A 21,238-nucleotide genomic window follows, 5' to 3' on the forward strand; every position below is an offset into this window, starting at 1 on the left:
TAACGCTGACATAAACTCGGCCCCGGTAGTAACGAATGAGGCATGATATGTCCGACGTCCGTCCGGCCCCGCGTTATGGGGGCGAGAGCCTTTTGTTTTTGACCGATGAGCAATTGAGGCAGGGGATCGAGGCCATGTTCTTCGCCTATCGTGGCTTTACGGCTGATCCCGACCGCATCCTCGCAGAGATGGCCTATGGCCGCGCCCACCACCGGGCAATCCACTTCATCAACCGCGCGCCGGGCACGACGGTCAACAATTTGTTGGCCATCCTTGGCGTGACAAAACAGTCTCTGAACAGGGTTTTGCGAACCTTGATCGAGGATGGTTTGGTGGAAAGCCGCGTGGGTACAGTGGACAAACGCGAACGCCACCTATTTCTGACAGAAAAGGGGCAGTCGCTGGAAACCACGTTGTCGGATGCTCAGCGGGCAAGAATGCGCGCCGCCTACAAGGATGCCGGTCCCGAAGCCGTGGCCGGATTTCGCAAAGTGCTTGAAGCAATGATGGATGCTGATATGCGTCATGCCTATACGAAACTTCGGGATACGACCACATGAGCGATATGGATGCCCATCTGCTGATTGTTGACGACGACGAGCGCATTCGTGATCTGCTCAAGAAGTTTTTGATGCGAAACGGGTTTCTGGTTACTGCGGCACGGGATGCGGCCCACGCGCGGCGCGTATTGTCGGGGTTGGATTTCGACATGATCGTCATGGACGTGATGATGCCGGGCGAGGATGGTGTCAGTCTGACCCGCGCTTTGCGGGAAACGCATACGACACCGATCCTGCTGCTGACAGCAAAGGGCGAGACGGAACACCGAATCGCGGGCCTCGAGGCCGGGGCGGATGATTACCTGGCAAAACCGTTCGAGCCGAAAGAGCTGCTGTTGCGGATCAACGCGATCCTGCGCCGGATGCCGGAGACACCGGCAGAAGAATCCGCGGCGAAGATCCTGAACCTCGGGCCCATCCGCTATGACATTGAACGCGGTGAGATGTGGCAGGGCGAAGACTCGGTCCGTCTGACCGCAACCGAAAGCCAGTTGATGAAGATATTCTCGGCCCAGCCCGGAGAGCCCATCAGCCGCGCCAAGCTGGTCGAGGATCTGGGCCGCGACAAGGGTCAGGCGCAGGAGCGCGCGGTGGATGTGCAAATCACGCGCCTTCGACGCAAAATCGAACAGGACCCCAAGCAGCCACGCTATTTGCAGACTGTGCGGGGCGCGGGGTATATGCTTGCGCCGGATTGAGATGCCGCTGCGCGGCGTTTTTTGGCCTTCGGCGAGGATATTTGTAGCCAGATGAAGATGGGATCCCAATGACAACCGCCCTTTTGACCCACGCCGATTGTCTGGGCCATGTGACACCTGACGGGCACCCAGAACGGGTGGCGCGGCTGGAGCATATATTGCATGCATTGGAAGCGCTGGAGCTGAAGCGGGTGACGGCTCCGCTGGCTGCGGATGACGATCTTCTGCGCATTCACCCCGAGAGCTATATCCGCGACATTCGGGCCGCGCGCCCTGCGGACGGGTTCGCCCAGATCGACGGGGATACGTTCCTGTCTCCGGGATCGGTGGACGCAGCATACCGCGCGGCGGGTGCGGCGGTGCGGGCCGTTGATCTGGTTTTGGGCGGTGAAGCATCGAACGCGTTCTGTGCCATTCGCCCGCCGGGGCACCATGCGGAAACCGAAACGGCCATGGGCTTCTGCCTGTTTGGAAATGCAGCATTGGCGGCGAAACACGCGCTGGACCATCACGGCTTGAATCGTGTGGCCGTGGTCGACTTTGACGTGCATCACGGCAATGGAACCCAAGACCTGTTGTGGGATGAAGCGCGGGCATTGGTGATAACCAGCCAGCAGATGCCTTTGTGGCCCGGATCGGGCCGGCCCGAGGAAACGGGTGTTCATGATACGGTTCTCAACATCCCTCTGGCGCCCGGCAGTGGCGGCGTCGAGATGCGTGCCGCCTATGAAACGAAGGCCTTTCCGCGCTTGCGGGCCTTCAGGCCGGAACTGATCATCATTTCCGCCGGGTTCGACGCCCATCAGGACGACCCGCTGGCCAATCTGAACTGGGCCACTGATGACTTCGCCTGGATCACCGCAGAGCTGTGCAGGATTGCCGACGAGGTTTGCGACGGTCGTATCGTCTCGACTCTGGAAGGCGGGTATGATCTGAACGCACTGGCCCAGGCCACACGCGCCCATGTGGAAGAATTGATAAAGGCAGCCCGATGACCCAGACTCCCGTAGACCAGATGACATTCGAACAGGCGATGAAAGAGCTTGAAGCCGTAGTCGGCCAGCTGGAACGTGGCGATGTCGCGCTGGATCAATCAATTGCGCTGTACGAACGCGGCGCGGCGCTGAAAAAGCGGTGCGAGGAGGAGTTGAAGCGCGCGGAAGAAAAAGTCGCAGCGATCACTCTGGACGCCAGTGGTCAGCCGACCGGTACGACGCCTGTCGAAGGTATGTGAATGTTCCCCGAAAGACTTGCGCAGGATGCTGCCAGCATTCAAAGCCATTTTGATCTGGTTTTGGGCGCGTTTGCAGATGTGGATGTAACCCGGGCCATGGCATATGCCACCCGAGGCGGAAAGCGGCTGCGCGGGTTTCTGGCATTGGAAAGTGCCCGACTGCACGATGTTGAAGAAGACCGGGCGATCTGGCCGGCCACGGCCATAGAGGCGCTGCACGCTTATTCCCTGGTGCATGACGACCTGCCCTGCATGGATGACGATGACCTGCGCCGCGGGCGGCCCACCGTTCACGTAGAGTGGGATGAGGGCACGGCTGTTCTGGCCGGGGATGCCCTTCAGACGCTTGCTTTTGAACTTTGCACCTGTTCGCAGGTTGGGTCCGCAGACATTCGCGCAGACCTTGCCCTGACCCTGGCCAAAGCCAGCGGCGCACAAGGTATGGTGCTGGGACAGGCGCTGGACATTGCGGCGGAAACGGCCGCCAATCCGCTGACGCTGGACGAAATCACGCGTCTTCAGGCCGGCAAGACGGGCGCCCTGATCGAGTGGTCTGCCTGCGTTGGCGCCGTTATGGCCCGATCCGATCCTGACCCGTTGCGCCGATATGCCCGGGCAATGGGTCTTGCTTTTCAGATCGCAGATGACATCCTTGATATCGAAGGCGATGCCCAAAAGGCGGGCAAGCGATTGCAAAAGGATACCGAGGCAGGGAAAGCCACTTTTGTTTCGCTTTTGGGTCTGCCTGCTGCCAAAGCCCGCGCAAGTGAACTTGTGGATCAGGCCTGCGCCGCTTTGGACGGGTTTGGTCCGAGGGCGGAAACCTTGAAGGAAGCCGCCCGCTTCGTTATTGCCCGGGACAGCTAAGCCAGGAACGCGACACATGTCTGACCGCCCCAATACGCCCTTGCTGGATCTTGTGAACCGCCCAGCGGATCTCAAGCAGTTCTCGGACGCGCAGCTGCACCAGGTCGCACAGGAGTTGCGGGCCGAAACAATTTCGGCGGTTGCCGTGACCGGCGGGCATTTGGGGGCCGGCTTGGGTGTCGTTGAACTGACCACCGCGTTGCACGCTGTGTTTGACACGCCCCGAGACAAGATCATCTGGGATGTGGGTCATCAGTGTTATCCGCACAAAATCCTGACCGAACGACGTGATCGCATCCGCACATTGCGCATGAAGGATGGCCTCAGCGGTTTCACCAAGCGCAGCGAAAGCCCCTATGATCCATTTGGCGCTGCGCATTCCAGCACGTCGATCAGCGCTGCTTTGGGTTTTGCTGTCGCACGGGATCTGGGTGGTGTCACGCCCGAAGGGCTGGGCGACGCAATTGCGGTGATCGGCGATGGTTCGATGTCTGCGGGCATGGCCTTTGAGGCGATGAACAATGCGGGCCACCTGAAAAAGCGTCTGATCGTCATTCTGAACGACAACGAGATGAGCATCGCGCCGCCAGTTGGTGCGTTGTCCAGCTATTTATCGCGTATCTATTCCGAAGAACCGTTTCACGATCTGAAAGCTGCTGCAAAAGGCGCTGTCTCATTGCTGCCCGAGCCATTCCGGGAGGGTGCCAAGCGCGCCAAGGAGATGCTGAAAGGCATGGCGGTGGGCGGCACGCTGTTCGAAGAGCTTGGGTTTTCCTATCTCGGCCCGATAGATGGCCATGACATGGACCAGCTGCTGCCTGTTCTGCGTACGGTCAAAGCACGGGCAACCGGGCCGATTCTGATCCATGTATTGACGAAAAAAGGCAAGGGGTATGCCCCCGCCGAACAAGCCCGCGACAAAGGCCATGCCACGGCCAAGTTCGATGTGGTTACTGGGGAGCAAAAGAAGGCACCTTCAAACGCGCCCTCTTATACGTCTGTATTCGGCAAGGCGCTGGTGGATGAGGCCGCGCGTGACGACAAGATCGTTGCCGTTACTGCTGCGATGCCCGACGGAACTGGCCTCAACCTGTTCGCCGAGCGCTATCCGTCACGTTGCTTTGATGTGGCGATTGCCGAACAGCACGGCGTGACGTTTTCGGCTGCGCTTGCCGCAGGAGGAATGAAGCCGTTTTGCGCAATGTATTCGACCTTTCTGCAGCGTGGTTACGACCAGGTGGTACATGACGTGGCGATTCAGCGCCTGCCCGTACGTTTTGCAATCGACCGGGCAGGTTTGGTCGGTGCTGACGGCGCCACCCATGCGGGGTCGTTCGACATTGCCTATTTGGCCAACCTGCCCGGTATGGTCGTCATGGCTGCCGCAGACGAGGCCGAGCTGATGCATATGGTGGCGACCGCCGCCGCGCATGACGAAGGCCCCATTGCGTTCCGCTATCCGCGCGGCGAAGGTGTCGGGGTGGACTTGCCCGAACGCGGCGAGGTTCTGGAGATCGGCAAGGGCCGCGTTATCCGGGAAGGTGCGCGGGTGGCTTTGCTTTCATTCGGTACACGTCTGGCAGAGGTTCAGAAGGCGGCGGAATCCCTTTCAGCCAAAGGCATAACGCCCACGATTGCCGATGCTCGTTTTGCCAAACCTCTTGACCGTGACCTGATCCTGGATCTGGTATCCCGCCACGAGGCGTTGATCACCATAGAAGAAGGGGCCGTTGGCGGTTTTGGCAGCCATGTCGCTCAACTTTTGGCAGATGAAGGTGTATTTGATCGGGGGTTGAAATACCGTTCGATGGTTTTGCCGGATATTTTCATCGATCAAGCCAGCCCCGCGGACATGTATGCGGTGGCCGGCATGAATGCCGAGCATATCGAAGCGAAAGTTCTGGACGTTCTGGGTGTTGCCTCGATCGGAGAGAAACGCGCTTAGCGCGCCAGTCGGCAGGGCAGCGGAGGTTGCGAGGGCCGAATTCCGTTTGACCTGGATATATCTGGTGCCGCTGAAGGGACTCGAACCCCCGACCCCATCATTACGAATGACGTGCTCTACCAGCTGAGCTACAGCGGCACCTTAGGTCATATGGAACTGATTATGACCGGATGCGAAGCTTCGTTTAAACCGTCAGTCTGGCGCCTGCAAGCCCGGTCGTAACCGTTTTGACGTTGCTCAGCACGGCTGGGCCTCGAGTTGTGAACCGAAAGCCTGCGGCCAGTCTTTCAAATTGGCGCTCTGATCCGTGAATTTTTTGTGACGATGCGGAATAAAATTGACCCATCTTCTTTATTTTAATAATTCATGAAATATGATAGAAAAGATAATCGATCAGTTTACCATCCTTGGCCACCCGCAGCGCATCACCGTGTTTCGCATGTTGATGCGACGGTTTCCTGACAGGGTTCCCGCGGGCGAGCTGGCAGCGGAGCTGGATATCAAACCCAGTACCATGTCGAACTACCTGAATGCATTGCAGCGGTCGGGATTGGTGAAACAGGAACGATCCGGGACGTCTCTGCTCTATTCGATTGAAATGAAAACTGTGCAGCAGATGCTGGATTTCCTGATCGTGGATTGCTGCCGTGGCCGTCCGGATATCTGCATGCCCTTTCCCAAAGACACCGCGACGAACCGAAAGGTCAATGTGCTGTTCATTTGTTCCGGCAACTCGGCCCGTTCGATTTTTGCCGAATCCTTGCTGCGACAGATCGGCGGCGACCGGTTCAACGTCTATTCGGCCGGGACGCGGCCCAGTTCAGAACTCAATCCCTTTGCGGTGCAGATTCTGCACGACAAGGGGCTCGATATCTCGGGCCTGCGGCCGAAGAATCTGTCCGAGTTTTCGGCGCCGGACGCGCCCGTCATGGATTTTGTCTTTACTGTCTGCAATCAGGCCGCCAACGAGGAATGCCCGGCTTGGGAGGGTCAACCGATAAGTGGCCATTGGGGCGTGGAAGATCCGGTCAAGGCCGAAGGTACCGACGCCGAGAAAAGCCTGGCCTTTCAAACCGCCTATGGTGCACTGAAGCGCCGGATTCAGGCCTTTTCGTCATTGCCGGTCGAAAGCCTTGACCGGATCGCATTGCAATCCGCCGTCGATGAAATCGGGCGTACGCCTATCGAGGAAACGAAATGACCACCTACGCACTAAACGGCCTTGGCCGTATGGGAAAACTGGCCCTGAAGCCCTTGCTTGAAAAAGGCGCAAAGATAGCCTGGATCAACGATGCCGTCGGTGATCCCGAGATGCATGCGCATCTGCTGGAGTTCGACACCGTGCATGGGCGCTGGGAGGCGGAATTCGACCATGATGCAGACGGCATCACGGTCAACGGTACCCGCCTGCCGTTCGTTGGCACAAAAGACCTGAGCGCGTTGCCGCTGGACGGTGTTGACGTGGTGATCGACTGCACCGGCGTGTTCAAGACCGAAGCGAAGCTGGCACCGTATTTTGACGCTGGGGTGAAGAAGGTTGTTGTCTCTGCTCCGGTCAAGGACGGGCCGACGGCCAATATCGTCATGGGTGTGAATGACGGAACCTACGACCCCGCGGCGCACAGGATCGTGACGGCGGCCTCGTGCACGACAAACTGTCTTGCGCCTGTCGTGAAGGTCGTTCACGAAAACCTGGGCATCCGCCATGGATCAATGACGACGATTCACGACGTAACCAACACGCAGACAATTGTGGATCGGCCTGCCAAGGATCTCAGGCGCGCTCGCTCTGCCCTGAACTCTTTGATCCCGACCACGACCGGGTCGGCCACGGCCATCACTCTGATCTATCCGGAACTCAAAGGTCGTCTGAACGGCCATGCGGTTCGGGTGCCGTTGCTGAACGCCTCGTTGACCGATTGCGTGTTCGAGGTTGAGCGTGAAACCACGGTTGAAGAGGTCAACGCCTTCTTCAAAACCGCTGCCGAAGGCGAACTGAAGGGCATTCTGGGCTATGAGACGCGCCCGCTGGTGTCCACCGATTACACCAATGACGAACGCTCTTCGATCATCGATGCGCCCTCGACCATGGTTGTGAACGGGACGCAGGTGAAAATCTATGCGTGGTACGACAACGAGATGGGTTATGCGCATCGGCTGGTGGATGTCGCGCTGATGGTCGGGGCATCATTGTGACGCAACGCCCCGAAGGACTGTCGGCTTATATCGCGGTCACGGCTGCCTATTGGGCCTTCATGCTGACCGACGGGGCGCTCAGGATGTTGGTGCTGTTGCACTTTCACACCCTGGGCTTTTCACCGGTGCAGCTTGCCTATCTGTTTGTGCTTTATGAAATCGCCGGGATTGTCACCAACCTGTCCGCCGGTTGGATCGCCGCACGGTTCGGGTTGACCTCGACCCTCTATGCTGGGCTGGGGGTGCAGATCGTCGCGTTGCTCGCCATGACGCAGCTTAACCCGAACTGGACCGTCGCGGCTTCGGTCACTTTTGTCATGATCGTGCAAGGGGCCAGTGGAGTAGCCAAGGATCTGGCCAAGATGTCTTCGAAATCGGCGGTCAAATTGCTGGCTCCTTCCGAAGGAGGCGCGTTGTTTCGATGGGTTGCGGTTCTGACGGGTTCGAAAAACGCGGTCAAAGGGCTGGGATTCCTGTTGGGTGCCGCCATGCTTGCAACACTGGGCTTCCTTCCGGCAGTGCTTGCCATGGCCGCCGTTCTGGCGGTGATCTTGGTCGCGGTGATGCTGTTCATGCCAGCGGGCCTGCCGAAGGGGCGCAAGGGCGCAAAGTTCTCTGAGGTTTTTTCAAAATCCGCAAATGTGAACTGGTTGTCCGCGGCGCGTGTCTTCCTGTTCGGCGCGCGGGACGTCTGGTTCGTGGTCGGCATCCCGATCTATTTCTATGCTGTTCTTTCAGATGGCACCGAACAGGGCAATCGGGCCGCGTTCTTCATGATCGGAACATTCATGGCGGTGTGGATTATCCTCTATGGCGCCGTGCAGGCCAACGCGCCAAGGATTCTTCGTGCGTCAGATCGAACCGAAGGTGATCTGATCCGTGCCGCACGCAGCTGGGCGGCGATCCTGTTCTGCGTTCCTGCGGCTCTGACACTGGCAGTTTTGCTGTCAAATGGGCCCGAGACCCGGCTGACCCTGACACTGGTCGTCGGGCTTTTGGTCTTTGGTGCGATCTTCGCGGTCAATTCATCGCTGCATTCCTATCTGATTCTTGCCTTCACCCGGTCCGAGCGTGTGACGATGGATGTCGGCTTTTACTACATGGCAAATGCGACGGGGCGGTTGGCCGGCACCGTCTTGTCTGGCCTGACCTATCAGGTCGGAGGGCTGCCCATGGTGCTGGGCACGGCGGCCGTGATGGTCGGGCTTGCCGCGCTGACCTCTGGCAAACTTACGGATCAAACGACTGAGGCGCTGTCATGAGCATTTTTGAACGGTATCTCACGATCTGGGTTGCACTTGCGATGATCGGTGGCGTCCTGATCGGGCTGGCCGCGCCGGGGCTGGTGCACCTGGTGGCAAGCGCCGAAATCGCCAGCGTCAATCTGGTGGTGGCGGTGCTGATCTGGGCAATGGTTTACCCGATGATGGTCAACGTCGATTTCGGCGCAGTCGCCGGAATCGCCCGCCAGCCACGTGGTCTGATTGTGACGCTGGTAGTGAACTGGCTGATAAAGCCTTTCACCATGGCACTGCTGGCCGTCCTGTTTTTCGACTATGTCTTCGCACCCTGGATCGCGCCCGAAGATGCCGCGCAATACACTGCCGGTCTGATCCTGCTGGGGGCCGCCCCTTGCACCGCCATGGTGTTTGTGTGGTCGCAGCTTACCAGAGGCGACGCGACTTACACGCTGGTTCAGGTCTCGGTCAATGATCTGATCATGGTCGTGGCATTTGCGCCGATCGTGGCCTTTTTGCTGGATGTCACCGACATCGAAGTGCCGTGGCAGACTTTGGTCTTGGCCACGGTCCTTTATGTGGTGCTGCCGCTTGCCGCCGGGTTGATCACCCGCCGGGTTGATCACCCGCCGCAGATTAGGCTCTAAACAAGCGATAGAAGCCTTTTCTTCGCGGGTGAAACTGTGGTCCGTCATGGGATTGATTGCAACCGTGGTCATCTTGTTCGGCCTGCAAGGTCAGACCATTCTGGCGAAACCTACGGTCATCGTTCTGATCGCCGTTCCCATTCTGATCCAAAGCTATGGGATTTTTGCCATTGCCTATGGCGCCGCTTATGCGCTGAAGGTTCCCCACCGGATCGCAGCGCCCTGTGCCATGATCGGGACATCGAACTTTTTTGAACTGGCCGTTGCCGTCGCAATCAGCTTGTTCGGTCTTCATTCCGGCGCGGCACTGGCGACGGTCGTGGGGGTCCTGGTCGAAGTACCGGTGATGCTGTCGCTTGTGGCTTTCGCCAACCGAACACGCCAGCGTTTCCCGGAACCTGCGACATGACAGAATCGGTCAACGCAGCAGGGCGATAATCGGAACTGGCGGCTATGCACCGCCAGCCTTGCAGAAACGTTGCTTCAGAAATCCACGCCGCGCTGTGCTTTGATGCCCGCTTGGAACGGGTGTTTCTCCTCGGTCATTTCCGTGACCAGATCAGCATAGTCACGCAGCGCGTTCGGCGCGTCGCGACCAGTCAGGAATACGCTGGTCTTTTCCGAACGCGTGTTCAAACCTTCGATGACCTGTTCGACCGACAGGTATTCGTAACGCAGGGCGATGTTGATCTCGTCCAGCACAACCAGATCGTATTCGCCGCTGGACATCAGGGCGCGGGCCTTGTCAAAGGCGGCATTGGCAGCCGCAATATCGCGTTCCCGGTCCTGTGTGTCCCAGGTAAAACCTTCGCCCATCGTATGCCATGTCACCAGATCGCGCTCTTCGAAGAAACGGCGCTCGCCGGTTTTCCACTTGCCCTTGATGAACTGCACCACAGCAACCTTCTGGCCCCAGCCCAAGGCACGAATGACCACGCCGAACGCGGCCGAGGACTTGCCCTTGCCCTTGCCGGTATTGATCAGGACCAGACCGCGGCCTGGATCCACGGCCTCGGACACTTTCTTGCGGTGCTGGGCCTGCACCTTCTGCATCTTTTCCTTGTGATCCTGCGCGTCGCTCATTTGGGAACCTCTTTGACTGTTCGGCCCAACCTAGGGGAAGATTGCAAAAGGTAAAGTCATGCTTTGGGGTCTGTAACCGACCGGACCTTGCCGCGCTCCAGCCCCAACTGGTGTTCGCGCCAGATGACGACAACATTGCCTGCAATCACCAGCGCGGCCCCGATCAGGATTGCAATCGTTGGCAGTTCGTCGAACCAGACATAGCCGATCACGATCGCAAAAAGCATGGTTGCATAGTCATAAGGCGCCAGCATCGAGGCCTGGCCAAACCGATAGGAAGATGTGACCAAAATCTGCGCGACGCCGCCGATCAGCCCCATCATGACCATGATCAGAGCCTGATTCCAGGTGGGCATCGTCCATCCCCAGAATGCTGTCAGAGCGGACAGGAGCGTCGCGGTCATCGAGAAATAGAACACGATGGCCGCAGGGTGATCGACCTTGACCAATTGCCGGATATGGATCTGAACGAAGGCACGGGCGAGGGTTGCGCCCAACACGCATAACGCGCCGATGGTGGCGGCGAGTTCCATCTTGGTGGTGCCAATACGTGGCCATATCATGATCAGGACGCCCAGCAGACCCAAAGCCACAGCGCCGATACGGATAAGCCGAATCCGTTCGCCCAGCATGACGGCGGCCAGAATCAGGGTGAAGATCGGTGTCGCATAGCCGATGGCAGTAACTTCCGGCAGGGGCAACAGGCTGAGGCCGGTAAAGGTAAGACCCATGGCGCTTGTCCCCAGAACACCGCGCCAGAAATGGCCCATGGGTTTCTTGACCACAAAGCCTTTCGACAACTCCCCCCGCGCGATGAGCCAAAGAATGATCACGGGGATTGCGAACAGGGACCGGAAAAACACCAATTGGCCCGGCGGGAATTCATCTGAAAGTGCTTTGACCAGCGCGGACATCGACGTGAACAGGAACAAGGCGCACAGCTTCAGCGTTACGGCAAGCAGAGGTCGATGCGAAGTTAAGGGTTTTGTCATCGGCGCGAACCTGCGTCTTTGACGGGCAAAGATCAACGGGTGGATTCAGCAATTCACCCAGGATTGCGGCAAGGAACAGCCGATCTCTTCGGCGAATTCTTCAAGAAAGCGGATCATGCGCGCGGTGCGTTGTTCTGCAATCCGCCTTCCGGTTTCGGTCAACATGTCACCTGGCAGGCGCAGAAGTTTCACCTTCCAGTGGTCGAGCGAGAAATGAAGGTCATCCAGTGGCCGGGCTTGGGCAAAAGGGTCCGCCGGATCGTAAAGAGTACGCCCCAAGGCTCCGGAAACGGAAAAGTTGCGGGCGATACCGATGGCGCCTAGGGCGTCAAGGCGGTCCGCATCGCGCAGAATGCGTGCCTCGATCGTTTCAGGGGGGATATCGGCCGAAAAACTATGGGCTTCGATCGCGTGCTGGATCGCACGGACCTGATCGGCCTCAAACCCGATTTCCTTAAGAATAGGCTCTGATTCAGCTGCGGATCTGCGCGAGGCAAGATGCCGGGCGGGATCGTCCTTGGGCAGATTCACAAGATCGTGCAGGTAACTTGCGGCCAGCAGCACGGACATATCGGTTTGATCATCTGCGATGGCCCGGGCGTTGGTCCAAACACGATCCAGATGGGCCAGATCATGGGCCGGATCCGTTTCCATGCGATGTGCGACCACAGCCCGCAGGCGGGAGCGCAGATCAGCCGATCCGTCCACGGTTCTCTCCGATCTGGCCGCGATGCAAGAGCAGGTGGTCGAGGATCACGCAGGCCATCATCGCCTCTCCTACCGGGACCGCTCGAATACCAACACAAGGGTCGTGACGGCCCTTGGTGATGATCTCGGTCTCTTCGCCTGATTTGGTGATGGTTTTGCGTGTGGTCAGAATAGACGAGGTCGGCTTGACCGCAAAGCGAACGACGATGTCCTGTCCGGTTGAGATGCCGCCCAGAATCCCGCCCGCATGGTTCGAGCTGTATTGTGGGCCATTCTGGCCCATGAAAATCTCATCCGCGTTGGCCTCGCCCGTCAGTTCAGCCGCGGCCATGCCTTCGCCGATTTCGACGCCTTTCACCGCGTTGATCGACATCATCGCAGCGGCTAGATCAGTGTCTAACTTGGCATAAACCGGCGCGCCAAGCCCTGCGGGCACGCCACGCGCCACAACTTCGACAATTGCGCCAACCGAGTTGCCGGACTTGCGCAGATCGTCCAGATAGGTGGCCCACTTCTCGGCGGCTTGCGCATCCGGTGTCCAGAACGGGTTCTGCTCGATCTGGGACCAGTCGAAATTGTCGCGCTCGATCTTATGCGGCCCGATCTGGGTCATGTATCCGGTGATCTGCACGTTGGGCGCAATCTGTTTGATCGCTTCACGCGCCAATCCACCCGCAGCAACACGTGATGCTGTTTCGCGTGCAGAACTCCGCCCGCCGCCGCGATAATCCCGGATCCCGTACTTCTGCCAATAGGTGATATCGGCGTGCCCCGGGCGGAACTTTTCCATGATATCGCCATAGTCTTTCGAGCGCTGATCGGTGTTCTCGATCATCAGTTGCACAGGCGTTCCGGTGGTCTGCCCTTCGAACACACCAGACAGGATTTTCACCTGATCGGGTTCGCGCCGCTGGGTGGTGAACTTGTTCTGCCCCGGTTTGCGCTTGTCCAGCCAGTGCTGGATCATGGTCTCGTCGATCGCGACACCCGGCGGACAGCCGTCAACAGTGGCACCCAAGGCGGGTCCATGGCTTTCACCCCAGGTGGTGACACGGAATAGATGGCCAAAACTGTTCATCGACATGGGGCGGGCTCCTTTGGGATCGTGATTAGCGGGGAGCGCCGTGAGCCTCAAGGGGATTTGCGAATTGGTGCGCGCCACCTTGCGGTGGCGCGAATGAGTAGTTTTGAGAAGATGAAGATCAGGCGGCCTGCGTCAGCGCCGTTCGGGTCGCTGTGATTTTCAGCGCAGCTTGTGCGGCTTCGCGGCCTTTCTCAACAAAATGCGCGCGGTAGATGGCGTTGTGATGATCGGTTTCCTGATACTGGTGCGGCGTCAGGGAGACGGACAGGACCGGTACGCCGGTATCCATGCCGGCGCGCATCAACCCGTCCACGACGGCCTGCGCCACGAAGTCGTGCCGGTAAATGCCGCCATCCACGACAAATGCGGCGCAGGCGACAGCCGCGTAGCGGCCGGTTTGGGCCAGATCGCGGGCCAGCAGCGGCATCTCGAACGCGCCGGGAACGTCGAAAACATCGACCTGATCGGCCGGGATCAGTTCAAGAAACCCGTCCAGCGCGCGGTCGACGATGTCGGAATGCCAGTTGGCTTTGACAAAAGCATAGCGGGTGTGTGTCATCGTGATCTCCTTTCAGTTCGGTGGCCTGCTGGCGGTCGCGAAAACCTTTGCTGCCAGCCCGGCATGACACGTCACCCAAGGCGATCACGAGCAGGCGCGCCGGTTCACCGGCACGACTTGCACGTTCTCTTCCATCCGGACTTTGACCGTCGGCTCTGGCCTCTCACCAGATCTGCTGACACTCTTTCGTGGTTCCACACTTTGTCCGAATACCGGCTCCTGCCTTTCGGATCGTGGACACGGCAGAGCCGCTCGCGGGCTTACGGGTCATGGCCCGCATACCGCCGGTGGGGAATTCCACCCCGCCCTGAGAACGAGGCAGACCTTGCCAAGAACCAACCCCATCTGCAAGAGATTTGGCAGGAGGTCGCCCATGCACCCAAATCCAGCCTTCCGCGCCGAGGATCGTGCGCGTCATATTGAATTCGCCCGCGACCGGGCTTTTGGCGTTCTGGCGATTTCCGGCGACGGCGCGCCATTGATCAGTCACGTGCCCTTTCTGCTGTCTGAGGACGGTGCGGTGGTCGATCTTCATCTGGTGCGATCAAACCCGATTGTCCGTATGCTGCACGGGCCGAAAGAGGTCAGGATCGCGGTGCAGGGGCCTGATGGCTATGTCTCGCCCGACTGGTACGGTGTCGCCGATCAGGTTCCGACTTGGAACTATGTTGCCGTGCACCTGACCGGACGGCTTGAACTGCGCCCGCAGGACGAGCTGCGTGATTTGCTGGATCGACAAACGGCATTCTTTGAAGATCGACTGCTGCCCAAAGCGCCATGGGTCACCGGGAAAATGTCTGATGACGCGTTGGCCAGAATGATGCGGATGATCGTACCATGCCGGATGCAGGTAGAGGATATCCAGGGCACCTGGAAACTGGGCCAGAACAAGCCGGAGGATGCAAGAATCGCTGCTGCCGACAAAGTGCCCGGCGGATTTGGCAGTGAAACCGGTCAGCTGGCCGCCTTGATGCACAAGGCGTAACCAGCACCGGGAAACAGGATTACTCGGAACTGAAAGTTGCCAGATAGGCGGCGATATCTTCCGCGCCTTTCCTGAGCTTGACGCTCATGTTCGGGCGGGCGGTTTCGTCATCCAGATACTCTTTGATGAAACCGATGGGGTCTTTGGAATAGGCGGCAATGTTTTCTTCGGTCCAGATCAGACCTTCTTCGCCGGCACGGATCATGTCATCGGTGAACATACCGACCGGCAGGCGCTCGCTGCCGTAGCGATAGTCATTTTCGGACCCGGCGACACGTCCGACGACACCATAGAGATTCGGGCCGGTGATTCCGCCTTTGACCAGTACTTCGCCGTCCTTGATGATCGCATGACACGATGAACAGCGGTTGTACATCGCCTCGCCTTTCGTTGGATCACCTGCCGCAAGTGTTTGCGAGGACAGGGCCAATGTGAGTATCGCAGTGGCCAGGGTGATTTTTGACATTGGGGTCTCCTTGCAGGAGTTCGCGCGTTTTTGCGCTGTCCGGTATTCACGCAAAAAGTGCAACTGTGTAATTGCGCTCAATTTTCGATTTAAATCATCTATTTGGCAAATATGATTTACCCAGCAGACAATCGCTGCTTCGCGATGCTGATTGTCAAGAATACGCTCTCAAATGATTGGCCGGCTGGTGGTCAGAATCGGTCTGGATTTCGCCTGCAAAACTGAGTTCGAAGTTCGAATCAACCCCCGTTGATTCGAAGTCGCAGGCAAAGTTGCGGACGAGAATCACCAAAAAAAGCCCCTCGTCACGTGCATGAAGGGACACATGCGGCGTATTGCGCGTTTATGAACGCTGGACGAACACTATTCTCCCCGATAGTAAGCGCGGTTAAGACACCGCATTCGTGCGGTGCGCGAGCTATTTGCCCGTCCGCGGGCGCCAGATAATCGGAGATAACCTCGTGTCCCACGCAGAAGACCACGAAGGCACCCGCAGAGATTTCCTGTACTACGTCGCTGGCGGCGCAGGTGTCGTTGCAACGGGTGCAGCCGTATGGCCACTGATCAACCAAATGAACCCGTCGGCAGACGTTCAGGCGCTGTCCTCGATCCGTGTGGATGTGAGCGGCGTCGAGCCGGGCACGCAACTGACGGTAAAATGGCTGGGAAAACCCGTTTTTGTCCGTCACCGCACCGGTGCCGAGATTCAGGAAGCCCAGGAACAGGACGCCGAAGGTGTTGATGCGCTGCCAGATCCGCTGGCACGCAACTTCAACCTGAGCGCAGATGCGCCTGCGACTGACGCAAACCGTGTCATGCCGTCACCGGAAGGCGAAGCGCCGGGTGCTTGGATCGTTCAGATGGGCGTTTGTACGCACCTCGGCTGTGTGCCTCTGGGGGATGCCGGCGACTTCGGTGGCTGGTTCTGCCCGTGCCACGGCTCGCACTACGACCTCGCCGGTCGTATCCGTAAAGGCCCCGCGCCTGAGAACCTGCCTGTCCCGCCCGCAGAATGGGTGGACAACAGCACAATCAAACTCGGCTAAGGGAGACCCAAACTTATGTCCGGAATTCCCCACGATCATTACGAGCCGAAGACAAACGGCGAGAAGTGGCTGAACAGCCGCCTGCCGATTGTCGGCCTGCTGTACGATACCCTTATGATCCCGACCCCCAAGAACCTGAACTGGTGGTGGATCTGGGGCATCGTTCTGGCGTTCTGCCTGGCGCTGCAAATCATCACCGGTATCGTTTTGGTGATGCACTATACCCCGCATGTCGATCTGGCCTTTGCCAGCATCGAGCACATCATGCGCAACGTGAATGGCGGTCACTTTATCCGCTATCTGCACATGAATGGCGCGTCGCTGTTCTTTGTGGCGGTTTACATCCACATGTTCCGCGGCCTGTTCTACGGCTCGTACAAAGCCCCGCGTGAGATCACGTGGATCATCGGTATGCTGATCTATCTGATGATGATGGGCACCGCCTTCATGGGCTATGTTCTGCCCTGGGGTCAGATGTCCTTCTGGGGTGCGACCGTGATCACCGGCCTGTTTGGCGCCATCCCGTTTGTCGGTGATGCGCTGCAGACCTGGCTGCTGGGCGGACCGGCGGTGGATAACGCCACGCTGAACCGCTTCTTCTCGTTGCACTATCTGCTGCCGTTTATCATTGCGGCATTGGTTGTGGTGCATATCTGGGCCTTCCACACCACCGGCAACAACAACCCGACAGGTGTTGAAGTGCGCCGGGGCTCGAAAGCTGAGGCCGAGAAAGACACGCTGCCGTTCTGGCCGTACTTCGTGATCAAGGATCTCTTCGCCCTGGCCGTGATCCTGGTCGTGTTCTGGGCCGTCGTGGGCTTTATGCCGAACTATCTGGGCCACCCGGACAACTACATCGAAGCCAACCCTCTGGTGACACCTGCACACATCGTTCCCGAATGGTACTTCCTGCCGTTCTACGCGATCCTACGCGCGTTCACCGGTGAGGTCTGGGTCGTTCAATTCGCCAGCTTCATCACCGGCGGTATCATTGATGCCAAGTTCTTCGGTGTTCTGGCGATGTTCGGTGCGATCCTGGCCATGGCGCTGGCGCCCTGGCTGGACACCTCGAACGTGCGTTCGGGCAAGTACCGTCCGATGTTCAAATGGTGGTTCTACCTGCTGGTCATCGACTTCTTTGCCCTGATGTGGCTGGGTGCGATGCCCGCGGAAGAGCCCTATGCGACCTTCTCGCTGATCGCGTCCGCCTACTGGTTCGCCTATTTCTTCGTGATCCTGCCGATCCTCGGAGTGATCGAGAAGCCTCTGGCACAGCCCGAGACCATCGAAGAAGACTTCAACGCGCATTATGGCAAGGCTGACGCCAAAGCCACGCCGGCCGAGTAAGAAGAGGGACCGGAAACATGTTCAAGAAACTTGCAATCGGCGCCGCGTTTGCCTTGGCCCTGACCCCTGTTGCATCCATTGCAGCAGGTGGGGGTGAGCAGCATATCGAAGACTTCGACTTCTCGTTCGAAGGTCCCTTCGGTACCTGGGACCAGCATCAGCTGCAGCGCGGCCTGCAGATCTATACCGAGGTCTGCGCAGCCTGCCACGGTCTGCAATATGTGCCTCTGCGCGATCTGGAAGCGCTGGGCTATTCGGAAGAAGAAGTTATCGCTTATGCAGCGGGCAACTTCGAAGTGTTCGACCCCGAGCTGGACGATTTCCGCCCGGCGATTCCGACTGACCACTTCCCGGCCAACAACGGTGTCGGCGCACCGGACCTGAGCCTGATGGCCAAGGCCCGCGCGGGCTTCCACGGACCTTACGGTCTGGGCATCAATCAGCTGGTCAAAGGCATGGGCGGAGCCGAGTACATCGCCTCACTGCTGGACGGCTATACTGGTGAAGAGAAGGAAGAGGCAGGCACTGTCCTCTACGAAAACAAAGCCTTCCCCGGCGGCTGGATTTCGATGGCACCGCCGCTGGCGGATGAACAGGTCGAGTTTGCTGACGGGCACTCGAACTCTGTCGAACACATGTCAGAGGACGTCGCGGCGTTCCTGATGTGGGCGGCCGAGCCGAAGATGATGGAGCGCAAGAACGCCGGCTTTGTTGGCGTGATTTTCCTCACCGTTCTGTCGGTGCTTCTCTATCTGGTCAACAAGCGCCTGTGGGCTCCGCATAAGGGCAAGAAATCCGCCTGATCCGTCAGGGTAGGTTTAAGGAAATTCAAAAGGCCCCGTGCGTCGCGCGGGGCTTTTTCTTTGAAACCGCTCGACAACTTGTTCCTTGACGCGAACCCCGTGCAACACGACGCTGGTTGCATTGTAGAAGTCATTTTGGAGTGAATTGTCATGAACGCTTTGTCGAATGCCGCGAAACTGCGCGAGGCCTTTTCCAGATGGAACGAATCCAAGGGTTCGAACCTGAAAATGTGGGACGACTACACGACCGACGATATCTGCATCCGGTCCCTTGGCGACGGGAAAAACGGGCTGGACTTCAGTTGCGCCCGCAAGGGGCAGGGTCAGATGCACCAATATCTGAAGGAATTGACGGATGCCTTCGAAATGGTCCACTGGACGTTGCAGGACACCATAGCCCAGGACGACCGGGTCGTCGGGGTGGGCGTCACGGCCTGGACACACAAAGCCAGCGGCCAGAAGGTCGAAACGCCGGTCGTTGTCATTTGCAAGTTCTGCGGCGACCGGGTCTGCGAATATCAGGAATTCTACGACACGGCCGCCCTCGCTGCCGTGACCGGGCAATGAATGCCGCCGGCAGCCGACGCCATCACGCGATCAGCTGGGTTTGAGTATGACCGGTGACTGCCGCCGTCACGATCTCGCCCTCGGTCCGGGGGGCCGAAAAGGACACTTCGGTGAATTGCTCGGTTCGGCCCATGTGCGGGCTTTCCATCAGGATGTGATGGGTTTTGCCGATTTGTTGTGACAAGTGCTTTGTGACCTGAGCGTCGCCTGCTGCGCGCAACCGGGCGGCGCGATCCTTGATGACCGTTCCATTCACCTGCTGCGGTATGCGAGCTGCCGGTGTGCCTTCACGCTTGGAATAGGGGAAGACATGCAGCCAAGTCAGGTCGCAGTCGCTGATCAGCTTCAGCGAGTTTTCGAAATGCGCTTCGGACTCGGTCGGGAAGCCTGCGATGATATCCGCACCAAAGGTCATGTCGGGGCGCAGCTTGCGTGCCTCTTCGGTAAAGCGGATGGCGTCGTCGCGCAGATGGCGGCGTTTCATGCGCTTTAGAATCAGATCGTCGCCGTGCTGAAGCGACAGGTGCAGATGCGGCATCAGGCGCGGCTCGGTTGCGATGGCCTGCATCAGATTCTCGTCCACCTCGATCGAATCGATCGAGCTGATGCGCAGGCGCGGCAGGTCGGGCACCAGCTTGAGGATGCGCATGACAAGATCGCCCAGTTTGGGGCTTGCGGGCAGGTCGGCGCCCCAGGATGTCAGATCGACCCCGGTCAGCACGACCTCGTTATAGCCCTTGTCGACAAGCCGCTTGATCTGATCCACCACCACACCGGCCGGCACGCTGCGCGAGTTGCCCCGGCCATAGGGAATGATGCAGAAGGTACAGCGGTGGTCACAACCGTTCTGGACCTGCACATAGGCGCGCGAGCGGGTGCCGAATCCGTCGATCAGATGGCCGGCCGTTTCGGTGACCGACATGATGTCATCCACCTGCACCGCCTCGGTCTGACCGATGAAATCAGTCGCCATGCCTTGCCAGGTCTCGGGCTGCATCTTTTCAGTGTTACCGATGACCGCATCGACCTCGTCCATCTGCGCAAAGGTTTCGGGCTCGGTCTGGGCGGCACAGCCTGTGACGATCAGGCGGGCATTAGGATTCTCGCGCCGTAGCTTGCGGATTTCCTGCCGGGCCTTGCGCACGGCCTCAGCCGTCACGGCGCATGTGTTCACCACCACAGCGTCTGTCAGACCGGCCTGTTGCGACAGTTCTTTCATCGCCTCAGTTTCATAGGCATTCAGGCGGCAGCCCAACGTGGTGAACTTGGGCGGGTTCATCCCAGCGACCTCAGAAATTCAGGCGTCAGAGTGCCAGAGAAAACGTGACATGTCGGGCCGGTCATCCAGACACCATCGTCGCGCCAGTCGACCCAAAGCGTGCCACCATCCAAATCAATCCGCACTTTGCGCCCGGTCAGCCCCCGTCGCGCGGCGGCCACGGCCGTTGCACAGGACGAAGACCCAGATGCCAGAGTGATGCCTACTCCGCGCTCCCATACGCGCATACGGATGTGATCCGGACCAATGACCTGGGCCACCTGGACATTAGTGCGTTCGGGATAAAGCGGGTGGTATTCGTAACGCGCGCCGAATTCTGCCAACGGGATCGCTTCGGCGTTGTCAACGAAGAACGTGCAATGCGGGTTGCCCATTCCCGTTGCCGTCGGGGTGCCTTCGATCGGCAATTCCAGCGTGTCCATCTCTTCTGCCAGAGGAACTTCGCGCCAGTCCAGCTGCGGGTGCCCCATGTTGACCGAGGTGAGCCCATCGCCGGCATCCCGCGCATGAAGGGTTCCCCGTTCCGTGGTGAGCTTGAGGGCAGAGCGACCCGTCTCATCCATAAGCAACCGTGCAATACAGCGGGTGGCGTTGCCGCAGGCGGCAGAAGTTGATCCATCGGAATTGTAGAACACCAGATGCGCGTCGGCTTTACCCTTTTCGATAACGGCCAACTGATCGAATCCCACCCCAAATTGCCGATGCCCGATTCCCCGGGCCAGCGTCGGCGTGATCGGGGCCTCCTGCGCGCGTGCGTCAACAATGACAAAGTCATTGCCCAGTCCGTGCATCTTTATAAAGGGCAGTCCGGTGTCGAGTCTCTGTTGCATGGCGGGCATATAACGTCGGTCCGAACATGAATCCACCCTGTCGCGAAGATTCCTCAAAAAAGGGGTTGACCCTCCAGCGCCACCTGCCTAATTAGGCCGCCTAT

At 58.8% G+C, this 21,238-nt stretch carries 22 protein-coding genes, 1 tRNA gene, 1 pseudogene and 1 riboswitch; of the genes and pseudogenes, 15 read left to right on the forward strand and 9 right to left on the reverse strand.

Annotation, left to right across the window (positions count from 1 at the left end; translation table 11 throughout):
- Positions 1-47: 47 nt before the first annotated feature.
- From ACR3E6_RS05905 to dxs, 6 genes are all read left to right on the forward strand, one after another.
- Positions 48-560, forward strand: a complete 513-nt coding sequence (locus ACR3E6_RS05905; RefSeq protein ID WP_171638426.1) for a MarR family winged helix-turn-helix transcriptional regulator — start codon at positions 48-50, stop codon at positions 558-560.
- Positions 557-1,258 carry a response regulator gene (locus ACR3E6_RS05910; RefSeq protein WP_480486269.1) on the forward strand — a complete coding sequence of 234 codons (702 nt, stop codon included), beginning with the start codon at positions 557-559 and terminating at the stop codon, positions 1,256-1,258. The genes ACR3E6_RS05905 and ACR3E6_RS05910 overlap by 4 nt, the downstream gene beginning before the upstream one ends.
- Positions 1,259-1,326: 68 nt before the next feature.
- Positions 1,327-2,253, forward strand: a complete 927-nt coding sequence (locus tag ACR3E6_RS05915) for a histone deacetylase family protein (RefSeq protein WP_210093597.1) — start codon at positions 1,327-1,329, stop codon at positions 2,251-2,253.
- Entirely contained in the window at positions 2,250-2,492 is a 243-nt protein-coding gene (locus ACR3E6_RS05920) for an exodeoxyribonuclease VII small subunit (RefSeq protein WP_152459693.1), read from the forward strand. The genes ACR3E6_RS05915 and ACR3E6_RS05920 overlap by 4 nt, the downstream gene beginning before the upstream one ends.
- Entirely contained in the window at positions 2,493-3,359 is an 867-nt protein-coding gene (locus ACR3E6_RS05925; protein WP_210093598.1) for a polyprenyl synthetase family protein, read from the forward strand.
- Between the two features lie 16 nt (positions 3,360-3,375).
- Positions 3,376-5,304, forward strand: coding sequence for a 1-deoxy-D-xylulose-5-phosphate synthase (dxs, locus tag ACR3E6_RS05930; RefSeq protein ID WP_171638434.1), 1,929 nt, complete (start codon positions 3,376-3,378; stop codon positions 5,302-5,304).
- A 62-nt stretch (positions 5,305-5,366) separates the two neighbouring features.
- On the opposite strand, the gene ACR3E6_RS05935 is transcribed toward dxs, so the two are convergent.
- A tRNA-Thr gene (locus ACR3E6_RS05935) sits at positions 5,367-5,442 on the reverse strand.
- A gap of 235 nt (positions 5,443-5,677) precedes the next feature.
- Between ACR3E6_RS05935 and ACR3E6_RS05940 the strand changes: the two genes are divergently transcribed.
- The 4 genes and pseudogenes from ACR3E6_RS05940 (at position 5,678) to arsB (ending at position 9,794) form a co-directional block, all read left to right on the forward strand.
- On the forward strand, positions 5,678-6,505 hold the full coding sequence (locus ACR3E6_RS05940) for an arsenate reductase/protein-tyrosine-phosphatase family protein (RefSeq protein ID WP_480486273.1): 828 nt from the start codon (positions 5,678-5,680) through the stop codon (positions 6,503-6,505).
- The gene (locus ACR3E6_RS05945) at positions 6,502-7,500 is read left to right on the forward strand and encodes an ArsJ-associated glyceraldehyde-3-phosphate dehydrogenase (protein WP_480486275.1); all 999 of its coding nucleotides are present in this window, start codon (positions 6,502-6,504) and stop codon (positions 7,498-7,500) included. The genes ACR3E6_RS05940 and ACR3E6_RS05945 overlap by 4 nt, the downstream gene beginning before the upstream one ends.
- Complete coding sequence (arsJ, locus tag ACR3E6_RS05950; RefSeq protein WP_480486276.1) at positions 7,497-8,762, forward strand: organoarsenical effux MFS transporter ArsJ; 1,266 nt, start codon at positions 7,497-7,499, stop codon at positions 8,760-8,762. Before ACR3E6_RS05945 ends, arsJ begins: the two co-directional genes overlap by 4 nt.
- Positions 8,759-9,794, forward strand: a pseudogene (arsB, locus tag ACR3E6_RS05955) (ACR3 family arsenite efflux transporter). Before arsJ ends, arsB begins: the two are co-directional and overlap by 4 nt.
- 74 nt (positions 9,795-9,868) lie before the next feature.
- Here arsB and cobO read toward each other — a convergent pair.
- The 5 genes from cobO to ACR3E6_RS05980 all read right to left on the reverse strand — a co-directional run bounded on the left by cobO (position 9,869) and on the right by ACR3E6_RS05980 (position 13,811).
- Positions 9,869-10,468 (reverse strand): cob(I)yrinic acid a,c-diamide adenosyltransferase, encoded by a 600-nt coding sequence (gene cobO / locus ACR3E6_RS05960; RefSeq protein WP_171638445.1) that lies wholly within the window; start codon positions 10,466-10,468, stop codon positions 9,869-9,871.
- Positions 10,469-10,524: 56 nt separating this feature from the next.
- Positions 10,525-11,460, reverse strand: a complete 936-nt coding sequence (locus tag ACR3E6_RS05965) for a DMT family transporter (protein WP_171638447.1) — start codon at positions 11,458-11,460, stop codon at positions 10,525-10,527.
- Positions 11,461-11,505: 45 nt separating this feature from the next.
- Entirely contained in the window at positions 11,506-12,168 is a 663-nt protein-coding gene (locus ACR3E6_RS05970; RefSeq protein WP_371732305.1) for an HD domain-containing protein, read from the reverse strand.
- Positions 12,152-13,252, reverse strand: coding sequence for a chorismate synthase (gene aroC, locus ACR3E6_RS05975; RefSeq protein WP_209835144.1), 1,101 nt, complete (start codon positions 13,250-13,252; stop codon positions 12,152-12,154). The genes ACR3E6_RS05970 and aroC overlap by 17 nt, the downstream gene beginning before the upstream one ends.
- 118 nt (positions 13,253-13,370) lie before the next feature.
- Positions 13,371-13,811, reverse strand: a complete 441-nt coding sequence (locus ACR3E6_RS05980) for a 6,7-dimethyl-8-ribityllumazine synthase (RefSeq protein ID WP_210093605.1) — start codon at positions 13,809-13,811, stop codon at positions 13,371-13,373.
- A 119-nt stretch (positions 13,812-13,930) separates the two neighbouring features.
- Positions 13,931-14,130: riboswitch (FMN riboswitch) on the reverse strand.
- 54 nt (positions 14,131-14,184) lie between these two features.
- Between ACR3E6_RS05980 and ACR3E6_RS05985 the strand changes: the two genes are divergently transcribed.
- Entirely contained in the window at positions 14,185-14,796 is a 612-nt protein-coding gene (locus ACR3E6_RS05985; protein ID WP_171638453.1) for an FMN-binding negative transcriptional regulator, read from the forward strand.
- A gap of 19 nt (positions 14,797-14,815) precedes the next feature.
- Here ACR3E6_RS05985 and ACR3E6_RS05990 read toward each other — a convergent pair whose 3' ends face one another.
- On the reverse strand, positions 14,816-15,262 hold the full coding sequence (locus tag ACR3E6_RS05990; protein ID WP_210093607.1) for a c-type cytochrome: 447 nt from the start codon (positions 15,260-15,262) through the stop codon (positions 14,816-14,818).
- A 461-nt stretch (positions 15,263-15,723) separates the two neighbouring features.
- On the opposite strand from ACR3E6_RS05990, the gene petA reads away from it, so the two are divergent.
- The 4 genes from petA (at position 15,724) to ACR3E6_RS06010 (ending at position 19,025) form a co-directional block, all read left to right on the forward strand.
- Complete coding sequence (gene petA, locus ACR3E6_RS05995; RefSeq protein WP_152459513.1) at positions 15,724-16,308, forward strand: ubiquinol-cytochrome c reductase iron-sulfur subunit; 585 nt, start codon at positions 15,724-15,726, stop codon at positions 16,306-16,308.
- Positions 16,309-16,323: 15 nt separating this feature from the next.
- The gene (gene petB, locus ACR3E6_RS06000; protein WP_171638457.1) at positions 16,324-17,655 is read left to right on the forward strand and encodes a cytochrome b; all 1,332 of its coding nucleotides are present in this window, start codon (positions 16,324-16,326) and stop codon (positions 17,653-17,655) included.
- 17 nt (positions 17,656-17,672) lie between these two features.
- Positions 17,673-18,458 (forward strand): cytochrome c1, encoded by a 786-nt coding sequence (locus ACR3E6_RS06005; RefSeq protein ID WP_171638459.1) that lies wholly within the window; start codon positions 17,673-17,675, stop codon positions 18,456-18,458.
- 150 nt (positions 18,459-18,608) lie between these two features.
- Positions 18,609-19,025 carry a nuclear transport factor 2 family protein gene (locus tag ACR3E6_RS06010; RefSeq protein ID WP_480486281.1) on the forward strand — a complete coding sequence of 139 codons (417 nt, stop codon included), beginning with the start codon at positions 18,609-18,611 and terminating at the stop codon, positions 19,023-19,025.
- 22 nt (positions 19,026-19,047) lie between these two features.
- Here the strand turns inward: ACR3E6_RS06010 and mtaB are convergent, their stop codons facing one another.
- Positions 19,048-20,304, reverse strand: a complete 1,257-nt coding sequence (gene mtaB / locus ACR3E6_RS06015; RefSeq protein ID WP_209835146.1) for a tRNA (N(6)-L-threonylcarbamoyladenosine(37)-C(2))-methylthiotransferase MtaB — start codon at positions 20,302-20,304, stop codon at positions 19,048-19,050.
- Positions 20,301-21,143, reverse strand: a complete 843-nt coding sequence (gene dapF, locus ACR3E6_RS06020) for a diaminopimelate epimerase (RefSeq protein WP_480486283.1) — start codon at positions 21,141-21,143, stop codon at positions 20,301-20,303. The genes mtaB and dapF overlap by 4 nt, the downstream gene beginning before the upstream one ends.
- Positions 21,144-21,238 lie beyond the last annotated feature (95 nt).

Source organism: Ruegeria sp. AL3 (assembly GCF_056536065.1).